Here is a 16,762-nt window from a genome sequence, read left to right on the forward strand (position 1 = left end):
GGACAAGGTCCGCTCCTACGAAGAAGTGCACATCCACGCGCTACGAACGTGCCAAGGCCTGATTCGTCTGGGTGTAGGGTGCATAACGCGCCAGCGTTATCTGCCGCGGGGTGTCCGGCGTATAACCCGTTCCGGGTTATACGCCCTACAAAAAGAAAGCCCTCCCGCGTGGCTACAGGGCGCTATCGCGACGTCTGATTCTTCGAAGCTGAGAGATGGTGGACGCAGGCCACGGACTTGGGCCGATATACTCAGCTTCCCGGACGATGCTGTCCGGTTCGGGATGGATTCGCAAAGAACCTCAAGGATTTGAAAGCATGCAATGGATCTTCATGCTGGTCGGCCTGGTCATCGGCGCCGCTGCGGGCGAGTCGATCACCGGGGCGGTGCTGGGCGCGGTGGTCGGCCTGGCGCTGGGGCAGACCCTCGCGCTGCAGGGCCTCAAGCGCGAGAACGACCACCTGCGCGGCGAGCTGAAGGCCTTTGGCGAGCGCTTCGACCAGGGCACCCAGGCGCTGTATGAGCGCCTGCTGCAGGTGGAGCGCCGTACCGAGCGCTCACCCTTGCCGGATGTGGAGTTCGTGGCGCCCGCCGCGGCTCCTGCCCCTGCTGCCGACCCCAGCGAGGTGGCGCGCGAGCCGCATGCTCCCGTGGCTGAGACCTCTCCGGGCGAACTGGACTGGAACATCGAGCTGCCCGCCGACGAGCTGGCGCCTGCTCCGGCCGCCGCCGCGCGGGAAGAAGCCACCGTCGAGTGGTCCGACCTGGCGCTCGAACCGCTGGAGAGCTCCGCCCCGCAAGCACGTAGCGAAGCGCCGGCGACTCCCGTACAGGCCGCTCCCGCCGCTCCGCCCCCACCGCCGCTACCTCCGGTTCCTTCCCTGTTCGACCGCGCCTTCGGCGCTGCCCGCGATTGGCTGCTGGGCGGCAACACCGTGCTGCGCGTCGGCGTGGTGCTGCTGTTCCTCGGCCTGGCCTTCCTGCTGCGCTACGCCACCGAAGGCATGACCATGCCGCCGCAGGGCCCCTACCTCGGCACCGCCGCCGCCGCGCTGGCGTTGCTCGGGCTCGGCTGGTGGCTGCGCCACCGGCGCCCAGCCTATGCGTTGGTCCTCCAGGGCACTGGCGTCGCCGTGCTCTACCTGACGGTGTTCGCCAGTATCAAGCTGTACCCGGCGATGAACCATGGCGAAGTGCTGATCGAGCCGAACGCCGGTTTCGTATTGCTGGTAGCGGTCACCCTGTTCTCGGCGATCCTCGCCATCCTGCAGGACGCGCTGGGCCTTGCTGCCGCCGCTGCGCTGGGTGGTTTCGCCGCACCGATCCTGGCGTCCACCGGCGGTGGCAGCCATGTCGCGCTGTTCAGCTACTTCGCCCTGCTCAATGCCGGCATCTTCGCCATCGCCTGGTTCAAGGCCTGGCGGATGCTCAATCTGATCGGCTTCTTCGGCACCTACGGCATCGGCCTGGCCTGGGGGCTGCGCTCCTACAAGCCGGAGCTGTTCGGCACCACCGAACCCTTCCTGATCCTGTTCTTCCTCACCTACGTCGCCATCGGCCTGCTGTTCGCCCGCCGTCGTCTGCGCGAGGCCGCCGGTGCGCCGGAAGATGACTCCCGCGAGGCGCTGCTGCGCTGGTCGGCGCGGCAGACCGACTACGTCGACGGCACCGTGCTGTTCGGCACGCCGCTGGTGGGCTTCGGCCTGCAGTACGCAATCATCCAGCACCTGGAGTTCGGCGCAGCCTTCAGCGCCCTGGCGCTGGGCCTGTTCTACATGCTGCTGGCCCGCGTGCTGGTCGGGCGCACTGCCGGCCGCGCGTTGCTGCTGGTGGAGACCTGCCTGGCGCTGGGCGTGGTGTTCGGCACCCTGGCGATCCCGCTGGGCCTGGACGCACGCTGGACCTCCGCCGCCTGGGCGGTGGAAGGCGCCGGCATCTTCTGGCTCGGCCTGCGCCAGCAGCGACCGCTGGCGCGGATCTTCGCCCTGCTGCTGCAGGCTGGTGCAGCGTGGGCGTTCGTGATGGGCCTGGGCTGGACGCCGTGGATCACCGATCCGCTGCTCGAGGGTGCCCCGCTCGGTGCGCTGATGCTCGGTGCCGCGCTGCTGTTCAGCTTCTGGAATCTGCGTCAGGCCGATGCGCACGTCCTGCGTAGCTGGGAACCGCACGCGCGGCCGGTCCTGGCGGCCTTCGGCCTGGCCTTCCTCTACCTGATCGCGCCGCTGTGCCTGGGCGTGGACGCTACCGCCATCGCCTGGGCGCTGGCCGGTCTGGCCAGCCTGTTCGCCGGCCTGCGTCTGCGTTCGCGCACCTTCCTGGCTTGTGCCTTTGCCGTTCAGCTGCTGGGCGGGGCGATCTTCCTGCTGCACCTGCAGGGTGCGGAGGAGGGCAGTGGGGTGATCGGCTCTGGCTGGCGCGGGCTGGTCACGGCCTCGCTGATCGGCCTGGCGCTGATTGCCGGTATGTTGATCGCCGCGCGGGATTCCATGGTCCGCGACGACCGCCGGCTGATGCTCGGCCTGAGCGTCGTCCTGCTGCTGGGGCTGGCCTTCATCAACCTCGCCGTGCTCTTCGTGTTGCCGTGGCAGACCGCGGCGGCGGTGTGGGCCGGCAGCGGCCTGCTGATCCTCTGGCTGAGCCTGCAACTGCAGCAGCGCGCGGCCTTCGTTTTCGGCCTGGTGCTGCAGGTGATCGGTGCCGGTGCCTTCCTCTTCGGCGGCGCGGCGCTGTTCGGCGACCTGCCCAGCGAAGGTCTGAAGCCGCTGGCGCACATGGGCTTCTGGACTCCGGCCGTACTGGCCCTGGCCGCGCTGATCGGCGCCTGGCGCCTGCACCGTGCCAGCGAGCGTGAGCGCAACCTGGCGCTGGGCGGCCTGGGCCTGGAGCAGCTGTCGCAGCTGCTGCTGGTGTGGGGTGCCGGCTGGTGGGCGCTGACTGCGCTGTGGGAGATATCCCGCTTCGTGCCGGTCGAAATGCGCGAGCATGTGGCGTTGCTGGTGGCGGCAATCAGTGTCGGCCTCTGGTCTCTGCTGGCGCGGCGCGAGCAATGGCGCGCGCTGGCGCTGCTGTGCCTGGCGCTGGTGCCGGTGTCGCTGGTGGCGCTGGCCAGTGCCTGGAACCTGGACTATCACCCGCTGGCGGAGCTGGGTTGGCTGGGCTGGCTGGCGGTGGTCGCGGTGCACTTCTTTACGCTGCGCCGACTCGATGCCTGGCTGCCACGCCGTGCCGCCCAGGCGGCCCATGTCCTGGGCTGCTGGCTGATCCTCGGCGTGCTGGCGCTGGAGCTGCGCTACCTGTTCTTCGCCCTGGCCGAGCATTACAACGCCTGGCGCTGGCTGGGCTGGGCACTGGTGCCGAGCCTCTACCTGATCCTCATGGGCGGTGTGCGGCGCCTGCCGTGGCCGGTGGCGGCCTTCGAGCGCGAGTACCGCGCCATCGCCGCCGCCCCTGTGGCCCTGGCGCTGCTGGGGTGGTTCTGGCTGGTCAACCTGTCCAGCAACGGCGCGGCCGATCCGCTGCCCTATCTGCCGCTGGTGAACCCGCTGGAACTGGGCATGCTCATCGTGCTGGCGGCGGTCTTCCAGTGGACGCGCCTGGGCCTGCCGCAACTGGGCGTGGCCGAGTCGAGCCTGCGCCTGCCGGTGCAGGCCGTGCTGGGTGCCTCGTTGTTCGCCCTGCTGACCTTGGCCGTGTGCCGCACCGCGCATCACTGGGGTGGCGTGCCGTTCGAGTTCGACTCCCTGAGCCAGTCGATGCTGGTGCAGGCCGGTCTGTCCATCGTCTGGGCGCTGATCGCCCTGGGCCTGATGATCGCCGGGCACCTGCGCGGCCGCCGCGACTTCTGGCTGGTCGGTGCGGTGCTGCTAGTCGTCGTGGTGATCAAGCTGTTCCTCGTCGACCGCGCCAGCGGCGGCAGCCTGGAACGCATCATTTCCTTCATCGGCGTCGGCGTGCTGATGCTGATCGTCGGCTACTTCGCGCCGTTGCCGCCACGCCGGCTGGCGCCCGAAGAGCATTCGCCACAGGAGCAACCTTCCGCATGAAGCTCAAAGCCCTCGTCCTGCTCGTTGGCGCCTGCCTGCTGGGCAGCCAGGTCGATGCCGCGCCCGCTCCGGCCGATTTCGCCAATCGCGTACCGCTGGAAACCTCCGGCAACGGCCCGTGGTACCGCGTGCAATTGCCCATCGAGGTGCTGTTTGCCGCGCGCCATGGCGACCTGCGCGACGTGCGTATCTTCAACGCCGAAGGCGAAGCGTTGCCGTACAGCCTGCGCACCAGTTCGGCCAGTGCCAGGGAAGTGCGTAGCGAAGTGCAGGCGCGCATCTTCCCGCTGCGCGGAACCTCCGGCAGCGCGGCCGGCGACAACCTGAAGATCGTCCGCAGCACCACCGGCACCATCCTCGAAATCACCCCGAACGCGCCGGCCCAGGACAAGACCCAGGTGCTGCGCGGCTGGCTGCTGGAGACCGGTTCCGGCGACCTGCCGCTGGATCGCCTGCAGCTGGATTGGACGGCCGACAGCGACGGCTTCCAGCGCCTGCGCATCGAGGCCAGTGACGACCTCGAACACTGGCGCTCCCTCGGCGAAGGGCAACTGGCGCGGCTGGACTTCAACGGCCAGCGCATCGAGCAGAACGACATCGCCCTGCCCGGCGAGACGGCGCGCTACCTGCGTCTGTGGTGGGAGTCGCCGGAGCAGGCCGCGCAACTGGTCGGCGCCACACTCAGCGGCAGCCGCAGCAGCACCGGGCCGACCCCGATGCTGTGGTCCGAACCGCTGGCGGCCCAGGCCGACAGCAACGGCGACTTCAGCTGGAGCCTGCCGCTGGCGCTGCCGGTGGAGCGCGTGCGGATTCCCCTGCAGCAGGACAACACCCTGGCGCCGGTGGTGATCTCTGGTCGCCACGACGGCAAGGTGCAGTGGACGCCGTTGGCCCGCGGTGTGCTCTACCGCCTGCCAGGACAGGGCGGCGAGATCACCCAGGAGGAGCTGGAATTGCCCGGCACCAGCCTGAGCCAACTGCGCCTGCAACTGGATTCGCGCGGCGGCGGCCTGGGCGGCTCGACGGCGCACCTGAGCGTCGGCGTGCGCGCCAGCGAGCTGGTGTTCCTCGCCCGCGGCGGTGCGCCCTACGAACTGGCGGTCGGCAACGGCTCGGCCACCGACGCCAGCCTGCCGCTGAGCACCCTGGTGCCCGGCTACGAGCCCAAGCGCCTGGCGAGCATGGGCGAGGCGCGGCTCAAGGGCACGCTGCAGGCGCCGGCGACACAAGCGCCGGCCACTGTGGCGAAGCCGGATACGAACTGGAAACGCTATGGCCTGTGGGCACTGCTGCTGGCGGGCGTCGGCCTGCTTGCGCTGATGGCGCTGAGCCTGTTGCGGAGCAATCGCCAGGCCGGTTGATCGACGCGGATCGCCGCAAGATAGGGGTGTCGCCTGTAGAAATTCTGATACTGTCTTGTTGTTCTGATTGCCGAATAACAACAAAGCATGGAGTAGCAGAATGATCAGAAAGGCGCTCACCCCGCTGGCGGCTGCGTGCGCGTTGGCCATTGCCACACAGGCCTCCGCAGCCCCTTCGCCGTATTCCACCATGGTCGTCTTCGGCGACAGCCTGAGCGATTCCGGCCAGTTCGCCGATGCCGGCGGTCCGGCCGGTGCCAGCACCCGCTTTACCAACCGCGTCGGCCCGACCTACCTGGACGGCAGTGGCGAGATCTTCGGCCCCACCGCGCCGATGATCCTGGGCGGCAAGCTGGGCATCAACGCCGCCGACCTGAATCCCTCCACCTCGCTGGTTCCCGGCACCGTGGATGGCAACAACTGGGCCGTGGGCGGCTACCGCACCGACCAGATCTACGACTCGATCACCGCGCCCGGCGGCTCGGTGGTGACCTCCGGCGCCGACAGCCGCACCCGTGACGGCTACCTGGTGAACAACCGCGCCGATCCGAACGCGCTGTACTACCTCACCGGCGGCGGCAACGACTTCCTCCAGCTGCGCATCACCAACGACCCCACCGCCCGCGCCGCCGCCGGCCGGCTGGTGGACAGCGTCGATGCGCTGCACAACGCCGGGGCGCGCTACATCATGGTCTGGCTGCTGCCCGACCTGGGCCAGACGCCGGCCACCAACGGCACCGCGCTGGAGTCCTTCGGCACCCAGCTGTCGGGCATCTTCAACCAGGAGCTGGTCAGCCAGTTGGCTGCCTCCAATGCCAACGTCATCCCGCTGAACATCCCGGCGATGTTCAAGGAAGTGCTGGCCAACCCGGGCGCCTATGGCCTGGCCACCGACCAGAACCTGATCGGCACCTGCTTCAGCGGCAACAGCTGCCCGGAGAACGCGGTGTACGGCCGCCACGGCAGCAACCCCGATCCGACCAAGCTGATCTTCAACGACGGCGTACACCCGACCATCGCCGGCCAGACGTTGATCGCCGACTACGCCTACTCGGTGCTCTCCGCGCCGTGGGAAGCGACCATGCTGCCGGAGATGGCGCTGGGTACCTACAACGCCTACCAGGACCAGCTGCGCAGCCAGTGGCTGTCCGACTGGGAGAACTGGCAGGGCGTCAACCAATGGCGCGGCTTCGTCGCCGGCGGCGCGCAGCATCTGGACTACGACGACCAGGACAGCGCGGCCGATGGCTCCGGTTACGGTGCCAACCTGACCCTGGGCACCAGCTATCTCCTGGATGACGCCTGGCGCGTCGGCGGTTCGCTGGGCTTCTACCGGCAGAAGCTGGAGCTGGGCGCGGATGATTCGGACTACAAGCTCAACAGCTACCTGGGCAGCCTGTTCGTGCAGTTCCAGCAGAACCGCTGGTGGGCCGATGCCTCGGTGACCGGCGGCAAGCTCGACTTCGATGACGCCAACCGCAAGTTCAGCATCATCAACCACGAGGTCGAGGAGAAGGCCGATACCGACGGCAGTCTGCTGGCCTTCAGCGGCCGCCTGGGCTACGACATCGCCCAGGGTGGCGAGAACTGGCACCTGTCGCCGTTCGTCAGCGCCGACTGGGCGCGGGTGAAGGTGGATGGCTACGAAGAGGGCAGCGGCCGTTCCACCGCGCTGGCCTATGACGAGCAGAACCGCTATTCCCGTCGCCTGGGCGTGGGCCTGCAGGGCAAGTTCGATGTCTCGCCGCAGACCCAGCTGTTCGGCGAAGTCGCCGTCGAGCGTGAATACGCCGACGATACTCAGAACGTCGGCATGAACTTCACCAGCCTGCCGGACATCGGCTTCAGCCTGCAGGGCTACACCCCGCAGAGCCACCTGCAGCGCGCCACCGTCGGCGTTGCCCAGAAGCTGACCCCCGAGCTGACCCTGCGCGGCGGCTACAGCGCGCACCGCAGCAGCGACGACCTGGCCCAGGGCGTGAACCTGGCGCTGAGCCTGGACTTCTGACGTCCGCCCCGTGCGGCTGCCATACAGGCAGCCGCACGGGGGCGCGCGGCCGAAGGTCGCAATGACCTTCGTACATGGGGAACTGCCCGACACCTGTGGGCTCCAAGCAGTCGGCGAGGCCACCGTGCAGGAGGCATCGCGGTCGTTTCCACGCTAGAATGCGCCCTGATTTTTCTACCTTCTCCCCTGGAGTCTTCCATGTCCCGCGTTACCCTGAGCCGCTACCTCATCGAGCAGACCCGCAGTCACAACACCCCGGCCGACCTGCGTCACCTCGTGGAAGTGGTGGCCCGCGCGTGCAAGGAAATCAGCCACGCCGTGTCCAAGGGCGCCCTGGGCGGCGTGCTGGGCAGCATGGAAACCGAGAACGTACAGGGCGAGGTGCAGAAGAAGCTGGACGTGCTGTCCAACGAAATCCTCCTGGAAGCCAACGAGTGGGCCGGCAACCTGGCCGGCATGGCCTCCGAGGAAATGGACCATCCCTACCAGATTCCGGGCAAATACCCCAAAGGCGCCTACCTGCTGGTCTTCGACCCGCTGGACGGCTCCTCCAACATCGACGTCAACGTCTCGGTCGGCACCATCTTCTCCGTGCTGCGCTGCCCGCAGGAATACCTGAGCCAGAACGACAGCCTGCGCGAGGAAGCCTTCCTGCAGAAAGGCACCACCCAGGTCGCCGCCGGCTACGCCATCTACGGCCCGCAGACCATGCTGATCCTGACCCTGGGCAACGGCGTGAAAGGCTTCACCCTGGACCGCGAGCTGGGCAGCTTCGTGATGACCCACGACAACATCACCGTGCCCACCAGCACCGCCGAATTCGCCATCAACATGTCCAACGAGCGCCACTGGGAAGCCCCGGTGCAGCGCTACGTCAGCGAACTGCTGGCCGGCAAGGAAGGCCCGCTGGGCAAGAACTACAACATGCGCTGGATCGCCTCCATGGTGGCCGACGTGCACCGCATCCTGACCCGCGGCGGCGTGTTCATGTACCCGCGTGATTCCCGCGAGCCGGAGAAGCCCGGCAAGCTGCGCCTGATGTACGAAGCCAACCCGATGTCCTTCATCATCGAGCAGGCCGGCGGCGCCGCCACCAACGGCCGCCAGCGCATCCTCGACATCCAGCCCGACAGCCTGCACCAGCGTGTGGCGGTATTCCTCGGCTCGAAGGAAGAAGTCGAGCGCGCCACCGCCTACCACCAGGAAGGCTGATGCGCGCCGCGCCCTGGCAGGAGCTGCTGGACTGGTGGTTCGGCAGTGCCCTGGACGCCAACGAGGTGGCCGCGCAGCGTAACGCGCTGTGGTTCGGCAAGAGCGCCTGCCAGGACGTGGACTCGGAAAACCGTTTCGGCGGCCTGGTGCGCCAGGCCCTGGACGGCGGCCTGCAGGAGTGGGAGCGCGAGCCGCAGAGCTGGCTGGCGCTGATCCTGCTGCTGGACCAGCTGCCGCGCATGATCTTCCGCGATTCTCCGCGCGCCTACGCCGGCGACGCCCGCGCCCAGCAACTGGTGCGCCAGGGCCTGCAAGCCGGGCTCGACCGCCAGCTGCCGCGCATCGAGCGGGTATTCGTCTACATCGTGTTCGAGCACGCGGAAGACCTCGCCAGCCAGAACGAAGCCGTGCGCCTGTACCAAGCGCTGCAGGGCGAATCCAGCGAGAGCGAGAAGGTGCTGTTCGCCGGCTACCTCGCCTACGCGCGCAAGCACCAGGTGGTGGTGGAGCGCTTCGGTCGCTTCCCGCACCGCAATGCCATCCTGGGCCGTGAGTCCACGGCAGAAGAAGCGCAGTTCCTCACGGAACCCGGCTCGCGTTTCTGACTCCAACCCGGCGGCCTTTCCGCCCGCCCTGTGCCAAGCTGTTGACCGGGCCCCTCAAACAATGGAGTTGTCGATGTCCTTTCGCCGCCTCGCGCTCGTCGCGTTCTGTGTCGTCCTGGCCGCTTGCAGCAAAGTGAACCAGGAGAATTATTCGAAGATCAAAACCGGCATGAGCAAGGTCGAAGTCGAAGACCTGCTCGGCAAGCCCACCGAATGCTCCGGCGCGTTGGGCGTGTCCAGTTGCACCTGGGGCGATGAGAAAGCCTTCATCAGCATCCAGTACGCCGGTGACAAAGTGCTGCTGTTCTCCGCCCAGGGCCTGAAGTAAGCGCCCGGGCAGGGCGGGCAGCCAAGGAGGAGCGAATGCGTCGATCGATCACCTGGCTGGCCTGCCTGGCCGCCCCTCTGGCCATCGTGCTGGGCGGTTGCGCCGGCTCGACCCAGCAACCGCCGCAGACCGTACAGGTCGACCTCAAGCGTTACGAGGGCACCTGGTACGAGTTGGCGCGCAAGCCGATGTTCTTCCAGCGCCAGTGCGCGCAGTCCGAAGCCCATTACCGCCTGCAGGAAGACTCCAGCATCGCGGTGACCAATCGCTGCCTGACCAAGGATGGCGAATGGGACCAGGCCACCGGCCGCGCCGAAGCCCAGGTGCCGGGCCGCACCGACAAGCTCTGGGTGCGTTTCGACAACACCTTCTCGCGCCTTTTCCCCGGTCTGGCCAAGGGTGATTACTGGGTGCTCTACGTCGACGACGACTACCAGACCGCGCTGGTGGGCAACCCGAACCGCGAATACCTCTGGCTGCTCTCGCGCCAGCCGGTGGTGCCGGACGCTACTCGCCAGCACCTGCTGGAACTGGCCCACGAACGCGGTTACCAGACCGACGACCTGATCTGGCGGACGGCGGAAACCGCCACCGCGCCCTGACGAAAAAACGCCCCTCGGGGCGTTTTTTCATGGCCTGTAGGTCGCCGGGTATCTCTACGTAGGATGGGTGGAGCGAAGCGATACCCATGCTGTCCTCGCTCGGATTTCGATGGGTATTGCTGCGCTCCACGCCATCCTACAGAAGCGCCACGGTCCGGCCCGTGCGGCTTTTTGTAGGTGAGCTCAGTTCCGTGTTGGCGGATAACGCCTCCGGCGTTATGCGCCCTACGACGCATAGTTCCGTAGGGCGGATAACCCGGAACGGGTTATCCGCCGTTTCAGCAAAGACGCTTAGTCCAGCAACTCGCGAAGTACGTTGGCGAACTCGCGCGCGCTCTGTTCTTCGAGCGCATGTCGCCCGTCGCGCACGCGCCACTGCCCAGCCACCATCACATCGCGCACCTGGCGATCGCCGCCGGCGAACAGCCAGCGGTTGAGGATGGCGTCGCCACGGGCGGTCTGCAGGTAGGGGTCGCCGCCGTCCAGCACCAGCAGGTCGGCGCGCTTGCCTACCGCCAGCTCGCCGGTGGGCTGGCCGAGGGCCTGGGCGCCGCCGGCCAGCGCCGCGTCGAACAGAGTACGGCCGACCATTGGCTGGTCCTGGCCATAAAGGCGGTTGCGGCGCTGGTCGCGCAGGCGTTGGCCGTATTCCAGCCAGCGCAGTTCTTCCACCACGCTGAGCGACACGTGGCTATCCGAGCCGATGCCGAAACGGCCGTGCTGAGCCAGGTAATCCACCGCCGGGAAGATGCCGTCACCCAGGTTCGCCTCGGTGGTCAGGCACAGGCCGGCCACCGCGCCGCTGCGGGCCATGGCGGTCACTTCGTCGGCTTCGGCATGGGTGGCGTGGACCAGGCACCAGCGCTGGTCCACGTCGACGTTTTCGTACAGCCACTGCAGCGGGCGACGGCCGCTCCAGGCCAGGCAGTCGTCGACTTCCTTCTGCTGTTCGGCGATGTGGATATGCACCGGGCAGCCGTTGGAATCGGCGCCCAGCACCTCGGCGATCTGCTGCGGCGTCACCGCGCGCAGGGAGTGGAAGCACAGGCCGAGGTCCTGCTGCGGCTTCGTCGCCAGGTGGGCGCGCAGACCGTCGATCAGTTTCAGGTAGCTCGCGGTGCTGTTGATGAAGCGGCGCTGGCCTTCGCTGGGTGCCTGGCCGCCGAAGCCGGCGTGGGAGTAGAGCACCGGTAGCAGGGTCAGGCCGATGCCGGCATCGGTGGCGGCCTGGCTGACGCGCAGGGCCAGTTCAGCCGGATTGGCGTAGGGCTTGCCGTCGACGTCGTGGTGCACGTAGTGGAATTCGGCGACGCCGGTGTAACCGGCCTTGAGCATCTCGATGTACAGCTGGCGGGCGATCACGCCGACCTGCTCGGGCGACAGGCGGCCGACCAGGCGATACATCAGGTCGCGCCAGGTCCAGAAGCTGTCGTTGGGGTTGCCGGCGACCTCCGCCAGGCCTGCCATGGCGCGCTGGAAGGCGTGCGAGTGGAGGTTCGGCATGCCCGCCAGCAGTGGCCCGCCGACGCGCTCGGCGCCTTCCGCGCTGGCGTCTGGAGTGATCGCGGTGAACAGGCCGTCGGCATCGATCTCGAAGCGGACATTGCGCGCCCAGCCGGAGGGCAGCAGGGCGGTTTCGGCGAACAGGACGGACATGCGCAGGGCCTCGCAGCGTGCTTATTGTATTAGCCTGGAATTTGTATATACATATACAGACGTTTGCCGGGACCGTAAACTGCCAGGCACCCGACGGTCGTCAGAGGACTTGTATGCACCGGTCGAATCCGGTACATGCCGGAGTCAGACCACCACTGCCCTGAACCGTCGCCACGACAAGGAGTTTCCCCGTGCCCGCATCGTCCACGCCTACCCCGCCCGCCGAGGGTTCGTCGCTCGCCGCGCAGATGGGGGAAATTCCCGCGCCGCTGTATGCCCGCGTCAAGCAGCTGATCATCCAGCAGATCCAGTCCGGCACCTGGCCGCCGCACCACCGCGTGCCGTCCGAGGCAGAGCTGGTCGAGGAGCTGAGCGTCAGCCGCATGACCATCAACCGCGCGCTGCGCGAGCTGACCGCCGACGGCCTGCTGGTGCGCATGCAGGGCGTGGGCACCTTCGTCGCCGAGCCCAAGGGCCAGTCGGCGCTGTTCCAGGTGCAGAACATTGCCGAGGAAATCACCGCCCGCGGCCACAAGCACCATTGCGTGGTGGTCAGCCTGATCGAAGAACTGGCAACTGCCGAACGCGCGCTGGCGCTGGACGTGCGCGAAGGGCAGCGCATCTTCCACTCGATCATCGTGCACTACGAGAACGACATCCCGGTGCAGATCGAGGACCGCTACGTCAACGCAGCCGTGGCGCCGGAGTACATGAAGCAGGATTTCACCGGGCAGACGCCGTTCGCCTACCTTACCCAGGTCGCGCCGCTGAGCGAGGGAGAGCACGTGGTCGAGGCGGTGCTGCCCAGCCCCGAGGAATGCAAGCTGCTGTCCGTCGACCGCCACGAGCCGTGCCTGCTGATCCGCCGGCGTACCTGGTCGGGGCGCAATACCGTCACCAGCGCGCGCCTGCTGTACCCGGGCTCGCGCTACCGCCTGGAAGGACGTTTCAGTTCATGACCGATTTGAAGATCCTGCGCGCCGTCGATTACCCGGCGATGCCCTGGAAAAACGGCGCAGGCACCACCCGCGAGATCGTCCGCGATGCCGGCGACGGCCTGGAAGGTTTCGGCTGGCGCGTGTCCATCGCCGACGTCGGCGCGCCGGGGCCGTTCTCTGCGTTCATCGGCTATCAGCGCGTGATCAGCGTGCTGGAAGGTGAGGGCATGCGCCTGAACGTGGATGGCGCCCATTCGCGCGACCTGCGTGCGCTGGACGCCTTCACCTTCGATGGCGCCAGCGCGGTAGATTGCACGCTGCTGGGCGGGGCGATCCGCGACTTCAACCTGATCTATTCGCCGACGCGTTATCGCGCGCGGTTGCAGTGGCTGAAGCTTGATGGCGCGGCGCATTACTTCAGCAGCGCATCGACCGTGCTGCTGTTCAGTGCGGGGGAGGGCGTTCATGTCAGCCTCAACGGCGCGGCCAGTGGTTTGCTGGGCCTGCATGACACGTTGATCGCCGAGGGCAGCGGCGCGCTGCGCGAATGGCGGCTGACAGTGACGGGCGGTGCGGATATCTGCGTGATCGAACTCGACGCACGCTGAGCAGAAAGGGCGCCGAGAGGCGCCCTTTGCATTTGTAGGATGGCGTGGAGCGCAGCGATACCCATCGATGTTTGCGCGGCGGACCGCATGGGTATCGCTGCGCTCCACCCATCCTACGGGCCAACTGGCTTTGGACTTGGAGCGCGTTTCATAAGAGCTGGAATATCGGCGCAAGAGTATCCCCTCACCCCAACCCTCTCCTGGAGGGAGAGGGAGTAGATCGTGCCGGCTGACGCTGTGGTGTCCTCCTGCACCAACCGGTCCCCTCTCCCCTTGGGAGAGGGTTAGGGTGAGGGCCGATCCGAGCACGGATGTATCTGCTAGGAGGCCATCTTGTCCGCCATGCTGTAGAACGCCACAGGCGTCATGCGCCCTACGTCGTGGTTACGAATACAGCCGCGAATAGTCGATCCACCGGCTCATCACCCCATCCTCCACCCACGCCCGTGCCGCGGCGATGTCCGGGGCGAAGTAGCGGTCCTGCTCGTAGTGCGGCACCTGGCTGCGGATCAAGGTGCACACTTCCTGCAATTGCGGCGAGCTCTGCAGCGGCGCGTGGAAGTCCACGCCCTGGGCGGCGGCGAGCAGTTCGATGGCGACCACGCCGGCGCTGTTGCCGGCCATGTCCTGCAGGCGGCGGGCGGCGAAGGTGGCCATGGAGACGTGGTCCTCCTGGTTCGCCGAGGTCGGCAGGCTGTCCACCGAGGCCGGGTGGGCCCAGGTCTTGTTCTCCGAGGCCAGGGCCGCCGAGGTTACCTGGGCGATCATGAAGCCGGAATTCAGCCCGCCTTCCTTGACCAGGAAGGCCGGCAGCCCGGACATAGCCGGGTCCACCAGTTGCGCGATGCGCCGCTCGGACAGCGCGCCGATCTCGGCGATCGCCAGCGCCAGCACGTCGGAGGCCATGGCCACCGGCTCGGCGTGGAAGTTACCGCCTGACAGAACATCACCGTCAGCGCTGAATACCAGCGGGTTGTCGGAAACGGCATTGGCTTCGCGCAGGAAAACCCCGGCGGCGAAGCGCAGGTGATCCAGGCACGCGCCCATCACCTGCGGCTGGCAGCGCAGGGAGTACGGGTCCTGCACGCGCTTGCAGTCGATGTGCGACTGGTTGATCGGGCTGTCGTGCAGCAACTCGCGGTACAAGGCGGCGACGGCGATCTGCCCCGGCTGGCCGCGCACTTCCTGGATGCGCGCGTCGAAGGGCACGAACGAGCCCTTCAGCGCTTCCACGCTCAGGCTGCCGGCGACCACCGCCGAGATGAACAGTTTCTCCGCCGCGAACAGTCCGCGCAGGGCCAGCGCGGTGGAGACCTGGGTGCCGTTGATCAGCGCCAGGCCTTCCTTCGGCCCGAGCACCAGCGGTTCGGCACCGGCGATGGCGAGGCCTTCGCTGGCTTCGAGGATGCGCCCTTGATGGCGTACCTGGCCGACGCCCAGCAGGGTCGAGGACAGGTGCGCCAGCGGCGCGAGGTCGCCGGAGGCGCCCACCGAACCCTGCGACGGAATGCACGGGTACACCCGCGCCTTGTAGAGCTTGAGCAGCGTCTCGATCACCGGCAGGCCGACGCCGGAGAAGCCGCGCGCCAGGGAGCCGATCTTCAGCGCCATGATCAGCGCCACGCTGGCGTCGTCCAGCAGCGGGCCGGTGCCGGTGCAGTGGGAGAGGATCAGGTTGCGCTGCAGGGTGGCGAGCTGGTCTTCGGCGATGGAAGTACGCGCCAGCAGGCCGAAGCCGGTGTTGATGCCATAGACGGTGCGCTGGTCGGCGATGATCTGGCTGACCGTCTGCGCACTGCGCAGGATGGCCTCGCGGCATTGGTCGGCGAGCTGCAGGTCGGGCTGATGCTGGTAGATGGCGCGCAGCTGGTCGAGATCGAACTGGCCGGGCGTCAGGAGCAGGGTTTGCGGCATGTCGGCATCCTGGATTCGGTGAAAGTGTTACCGTGGATCGTTCCTGTATATACAGGTATAGCAATCGCTGTGCCATGGCGCGCCAGAGCCCGCGGCTGGGTGATTCGTCCGGCTGTGGGCTGTTTCTGAAAGCAGTGAATGTCACCGCCGGTGGCATTTCCAGTCCGATGGTCGTGGGCAAATGACGGATCGGCGGCTAAACCCAAAGGACATCAACGCGCCCGGAGTCGGCCAATGTCCACCCCTCGTTGCCTGTTTGCCCTGTTGCTCGCCTTCGGGCTCAGTGCCCAGACTTTCGCCGCCGGCTGTCCCTACCCGAAACCCGTGGTGTTCGCCGGGCTGAACTGGGAGAGCGGCATGTTCACCACCGAGGTGCTGCGCTTCATCCTGGAGAAGGGCTACGGCTGCCAGACCGACGCGCTGCCGGGTAACACCGTGACCATGGAAAACGCACTGAAGCAGAACGACATCCAGGTCACCGGCGAACAGTGGGCCGGGCGCAGCACCGTCTGGCAGCAGGCGGAGCAGGCCGGCCAGGTGTTCTCCGTGGGCGAGACGGTGAAGGGCGCCAACGAAGGCTGGTGGGTGCCGGACTACGTGGTGCATGGCGATGCCAAGCGCGGCATCAAGGCCTCCGCGCCGGGTCTGAAATCGGTCGCCGACCTGCCCAGATACAAGGCGCTGTTCAAGGACGACGAGGAGCCGGATAAAGGCCGCTTCTACAACTGCCCCACCGGCTGGACCTGCGAGATCGTCAACACGCAGAAGCTCAAGGCCTATGGGCTGGACGACAGCTACGTGAACTTCCGCACCGGCGCCGGGCCCGCGCTGGACGCGGCGATCAGTTCGGCCATCGCCCAGGGCAGGCCGGTGCTCTTCTATTACTGGGCACCGACGCCGCTGCTGGGACGGTTCAAGCTGGTGCAGCTGGAAGAACCGCCGTTCAACGAGGCGGCCTGGAAGACTCTCACCGATCCTAACGATCCGAACCCCAAGGGTTCGCGCTCGCTGCCGGCGAAGATCAGCATCGGCGTATCCCGCGACTTCCACGACAAGGCGCCGCAATTGGTGCAGGTGTTCGAGAAGGTCGAGCTGCCGCTGCCGCTGTTCAATGCGCTGCTGGCGGACATGGCCGAACACCACCGGGACGTGGCGGACGTGCGGGCGAAGTTCTTCCGCGAGCATCGGGAGTTGTGGTCGACGTGGGTGTCGGCCGAGGCGGCGACGAAGATCGAGGCGGCGTTGAAGTGAATGGGTGCCTTCGTGGGGCTAATGGTGGGGGTGGCTTGCCCTCTCCCTAACCCTCTCCCTGAAGGGAGAGGGGATTGGCCTGGCGCGAGCTGATATTCCAGAGCTTGACGGTTGACTCCGTTGTAAGCGTGCACGCCGGACAACTCCCTCTCCCTTTAGGGAGAGGGCTGGGGAGAGGGTATTTCAGGCTGCCACTGAAGTCAGAGGCAGCCGCTTTTCCCTTAGCTCCACCGCTT

12 protein-coding genes are annotated in these 16,762 nt (G+C 67.2%); 10 read left to right on the plus strand and 2 right to left on the minus strand.

The features are described from left to right. The first annotated feature begins 317 nt into the window (after window positions 1-317). From HNP46_RS09285 to HNP46_RS09315, 7 genes are all read left to right on the plus strand, one after another. Window positions 318-4,043 (plus strand): DUF2339 domain-containing protein, encoded by a 3,726-nt coding sequence (locus tag HNP46_RS09285; protein ID WP_184588016.1) that lies wholly within the window; start codon window positions 318-320, stop codon window positions 4,041-4,043. Further along, window positions 4,040-5,404 carry a DUF3999 domain-containing protein gene (locus HNP46_RS09290; RefSeq protein WP_184588018.1) on the plus strand — a complete coding sequence of 455 codons (1,365 nt, stop codon included), beginning with the start codon at window positions 4,040-4,042 and terminating at the stop codon, window positions 5,402-5,404. The genes HNP46_RS09285 and HNP46_RS09290 overlap by 4 nt, the downstream gene beginning before the upstream one ends. 100 nt (window positions 5,405-5,504) lie before the next feature. Beyond that, window positions 5,505-7,412 carry an esterase EstP gene (gene estP, locus HNP46_RS09295; RefSeq protein ID WP_184588020.1) on the plus strand — a complete coding sequence of 636 codons (1,908 nt, stop codon included), beginning with the start codon at window positions 5,505-5,507 and terminating at the stop codon, window positions 7,410-7,412. A 198-nt stretch (window positions 7,413-7,610) separates the two neighbouring features. Then, window positions 7,611-8,624, plus strand: a complete 1,014-nt coding sequence (locus HNP46_RS09300) for a class 1 fructose-bisphosphatase (RefSeq protein ID WP_184588022.1) — start codon at window positions 7,611-7,613, stop codon at window positions 8,622-8,624. After that, complete coding sequence (locus HNP46_RS09305; RefSeq protein WP_184588024.1) at window positions 8,624-9,229, plus strand: DUF924 family protein; 606 nt, start codon at window positions 8,624-8,626, stop codon at window positions 9,227-9,229. Before HNP46_RS09300 ends, HNP46_RS09305 begins: the two co-directional genes overlap by 1 nt. Before the next feature lie 73 nt (window positions 9,230-9,302). Next, window positions 9,303-9,557, plus strand: a complete 255-nt coding sequence (bamE, locus tag HNP46_RS09310) for an outer membrane protein assembly factor BamE domain-containing protein (protein ID WP_184588026.1) — start codon at window positions 9,303-9,305, stop codon at window positions 9,555-9,557. A 35-nt stretch (window positions 9,558-9,592) separates the two neighbouring features. Continuing rightward, the gene (locus HNP46_RS09315; protein WP_184588028.1) at window positions 9,593-10,159 is read left to right on the plus strand and encodes a lipocalin family protein; all 567 of its coding nucleotides are present in this window, start codon (window positions 9,593-9,595) and stop codon (window positions 10,157-10,159) included. A 291-nt stretch (window positions 10,160-10,450) separates the two neighbouring features. On the opposite strand, the gene HNP46_RS09320 is transcribed toward HNP46_RS09315, so the two are convergent. After that, a complete protein-coding gene (locus tag HNP46_RS09320) occupies window positions 10,451-11,815 on the minus strand; it encodes a formimidoylglutamate deiminase (RefSeq protein WP_184588030.1) in 1,365 nt (454 codons plus the stop codon). Window positions 11,816-12,063: 248 nt separating this feature from the next. Here HNP46_RS09320 and hutC point away from each other — a divergent pair, with 248 nt between their 5' ends. Beyond that, the gene (gene hutC, locus HNP46_RS09325; protein ID WP_184588179.1) at window positions 12,064-12,774 is read left to right on the plus strand and encodes a histidine utilization repressor; all 711 of its coding nucleotides are present in this window, start codon (window positions 12,064-12,066) and stop codon (window positions 12,772-12,774) included. Next, window positions 12,771-13,361, plus strand: a complete 591-nt coding sequence (locus HNP46_RS09330) for a HutD/Ves family protein (protein WP_184588031.1) — start codon at window positions 12,771-12,773, stop codon at window positions 13,359-13,361. The genes hutC and HNP46_RS09330 overlap by 4 nt, the downstream gene beginning before the upstream one ends. Window positions 13,362-13,745: 384 nt before the next feature. On the opposite strand, the gene hutH is transcribed toward HNP46_RS09330, so the two are convergent. Beyond that, window positions 13,746-15,275: a histidine ammonia-lyase gene (gene hutH, locus HNP46_RS09335; RefSeq protein WP_184588033.1), complete on the minus strand. Its 1,530-nt coding sequence runs from the start codon at window positions 15,273-15,275 to the stop codon at window positions 13,746-13,748. A 234-nt stretch (window positions 15,276-15,509) separates the two neighbouring features. On the opposite strand from hutH, the gene HNP46_RS09340 reads away from it, so the two are divergent. Further along, the gene (locus tag HNP46_RS09340; protein WP_184588035.1) at window positions 15,510-16,526 is read left to right on the plus strand and encodes an ABC transporter substrate-binding protein; all 1,017 of its coding nucleotides are present in this window, start codon (window positions 15,510-15,512) and stop codon (window positions 16,524-16,526) included. The last annotated feature ends 236 nt before the right edge of the window (window positions 16,527-16,762 follow it).

The sequence above is a fragment of the Pseudomonas nitroreducens genome (genome assembly GCF_014204515.1).
GTDB classification, from domain to species: domain Bacteria; phylum Pseudomonadota; class Gammaproteobacteria; order Pseudomonadales; family Pseudomonadaceae; genus Pseudomonas; species Pseudomonas nitritireducens_A.

Coding starts and splice junctions, on each gene's coding strand:
- HNP46_RS09305 (WP_184588024.1), top strand. CDS start 8,624: ATGCGCGCCGCGCCCTGGCAGGAGCTGCTGGACTGGTGGTTCGGCAGT.
- HNP46_RS09320 (WP_184588030.1), bottom strand. CDS start 11,815: ATGTCCGTCCTGTTCGCCGAAACCGCCCTGCTGCCCTCCGGCTGGGCG.
- HNP46_RS09300 (WP_184588022.1), top strand. CDS start 7,611: ATGTCCCGCGTTACCCTGAGCCGCTACCTCATCGAGCAGACCCGCAGT.
- hutC (WP_184588179.1), top strand. CDS start 12,064: ATGGGGGAAATTCCCGCGCCGCTGTATGCCCGCGTCAAGCAGCTGATC.
- HNP46_RS09290 (WP_184588018.1), top strand. CDS start 4,040: ATGAAGCTCAAAGCCCTCGTCCTGCTCGTTGGCGCCTGCCTGCTGGGC.
- bamE (WP_184588026.1), top strand. CDS start 9,303: ATGTCCTTTCGCCGCCTCGCGCTCGTCGCGTTCTGTGTCGTCCTGGCC.
- estP (WP_184588020.1), top strand. CDS start 5,505: ATGATCAGAAAGGCGCTCACCCCGCTGGCGGCTGCGTGCGCGTTGGCC.
- HNP46_RS09340 (WP_184588035.1), top strand. CDS start 15,510: ATGTCCACCCCTCGTTGCCTGTTTGCCCTGTTGCTCGCCTTCGGGCTC.
- HNP46_RS09285 (WP_184588016.1), top strand. CDS start 318: ATGCAATGGATCTTCATGCTGGTCGGCCTGGTCATCGGCGCCGCTGCG.
- hutH (WP_184588033.1), bottom strand. CDS start 15,275: ATGCCGCAAACCCTGCTCCTGACGCCCGGCCAGTTCGATCTCGACCAG.
- HNP46_RS09315 (WP_184588028.1), top strand. CDS start 9,593: ATGCGTCGATCGATCACCTGGCTGGCCTGCCTGGCCGCCCCTCTGGCC.
- HNP46_RS09330 (WP_184588031.1), top strand. CDS start 12,771: ATGACCGATTTGAAGATCCTGCGCGCCGTCGATTACCCGGCGATGCCC.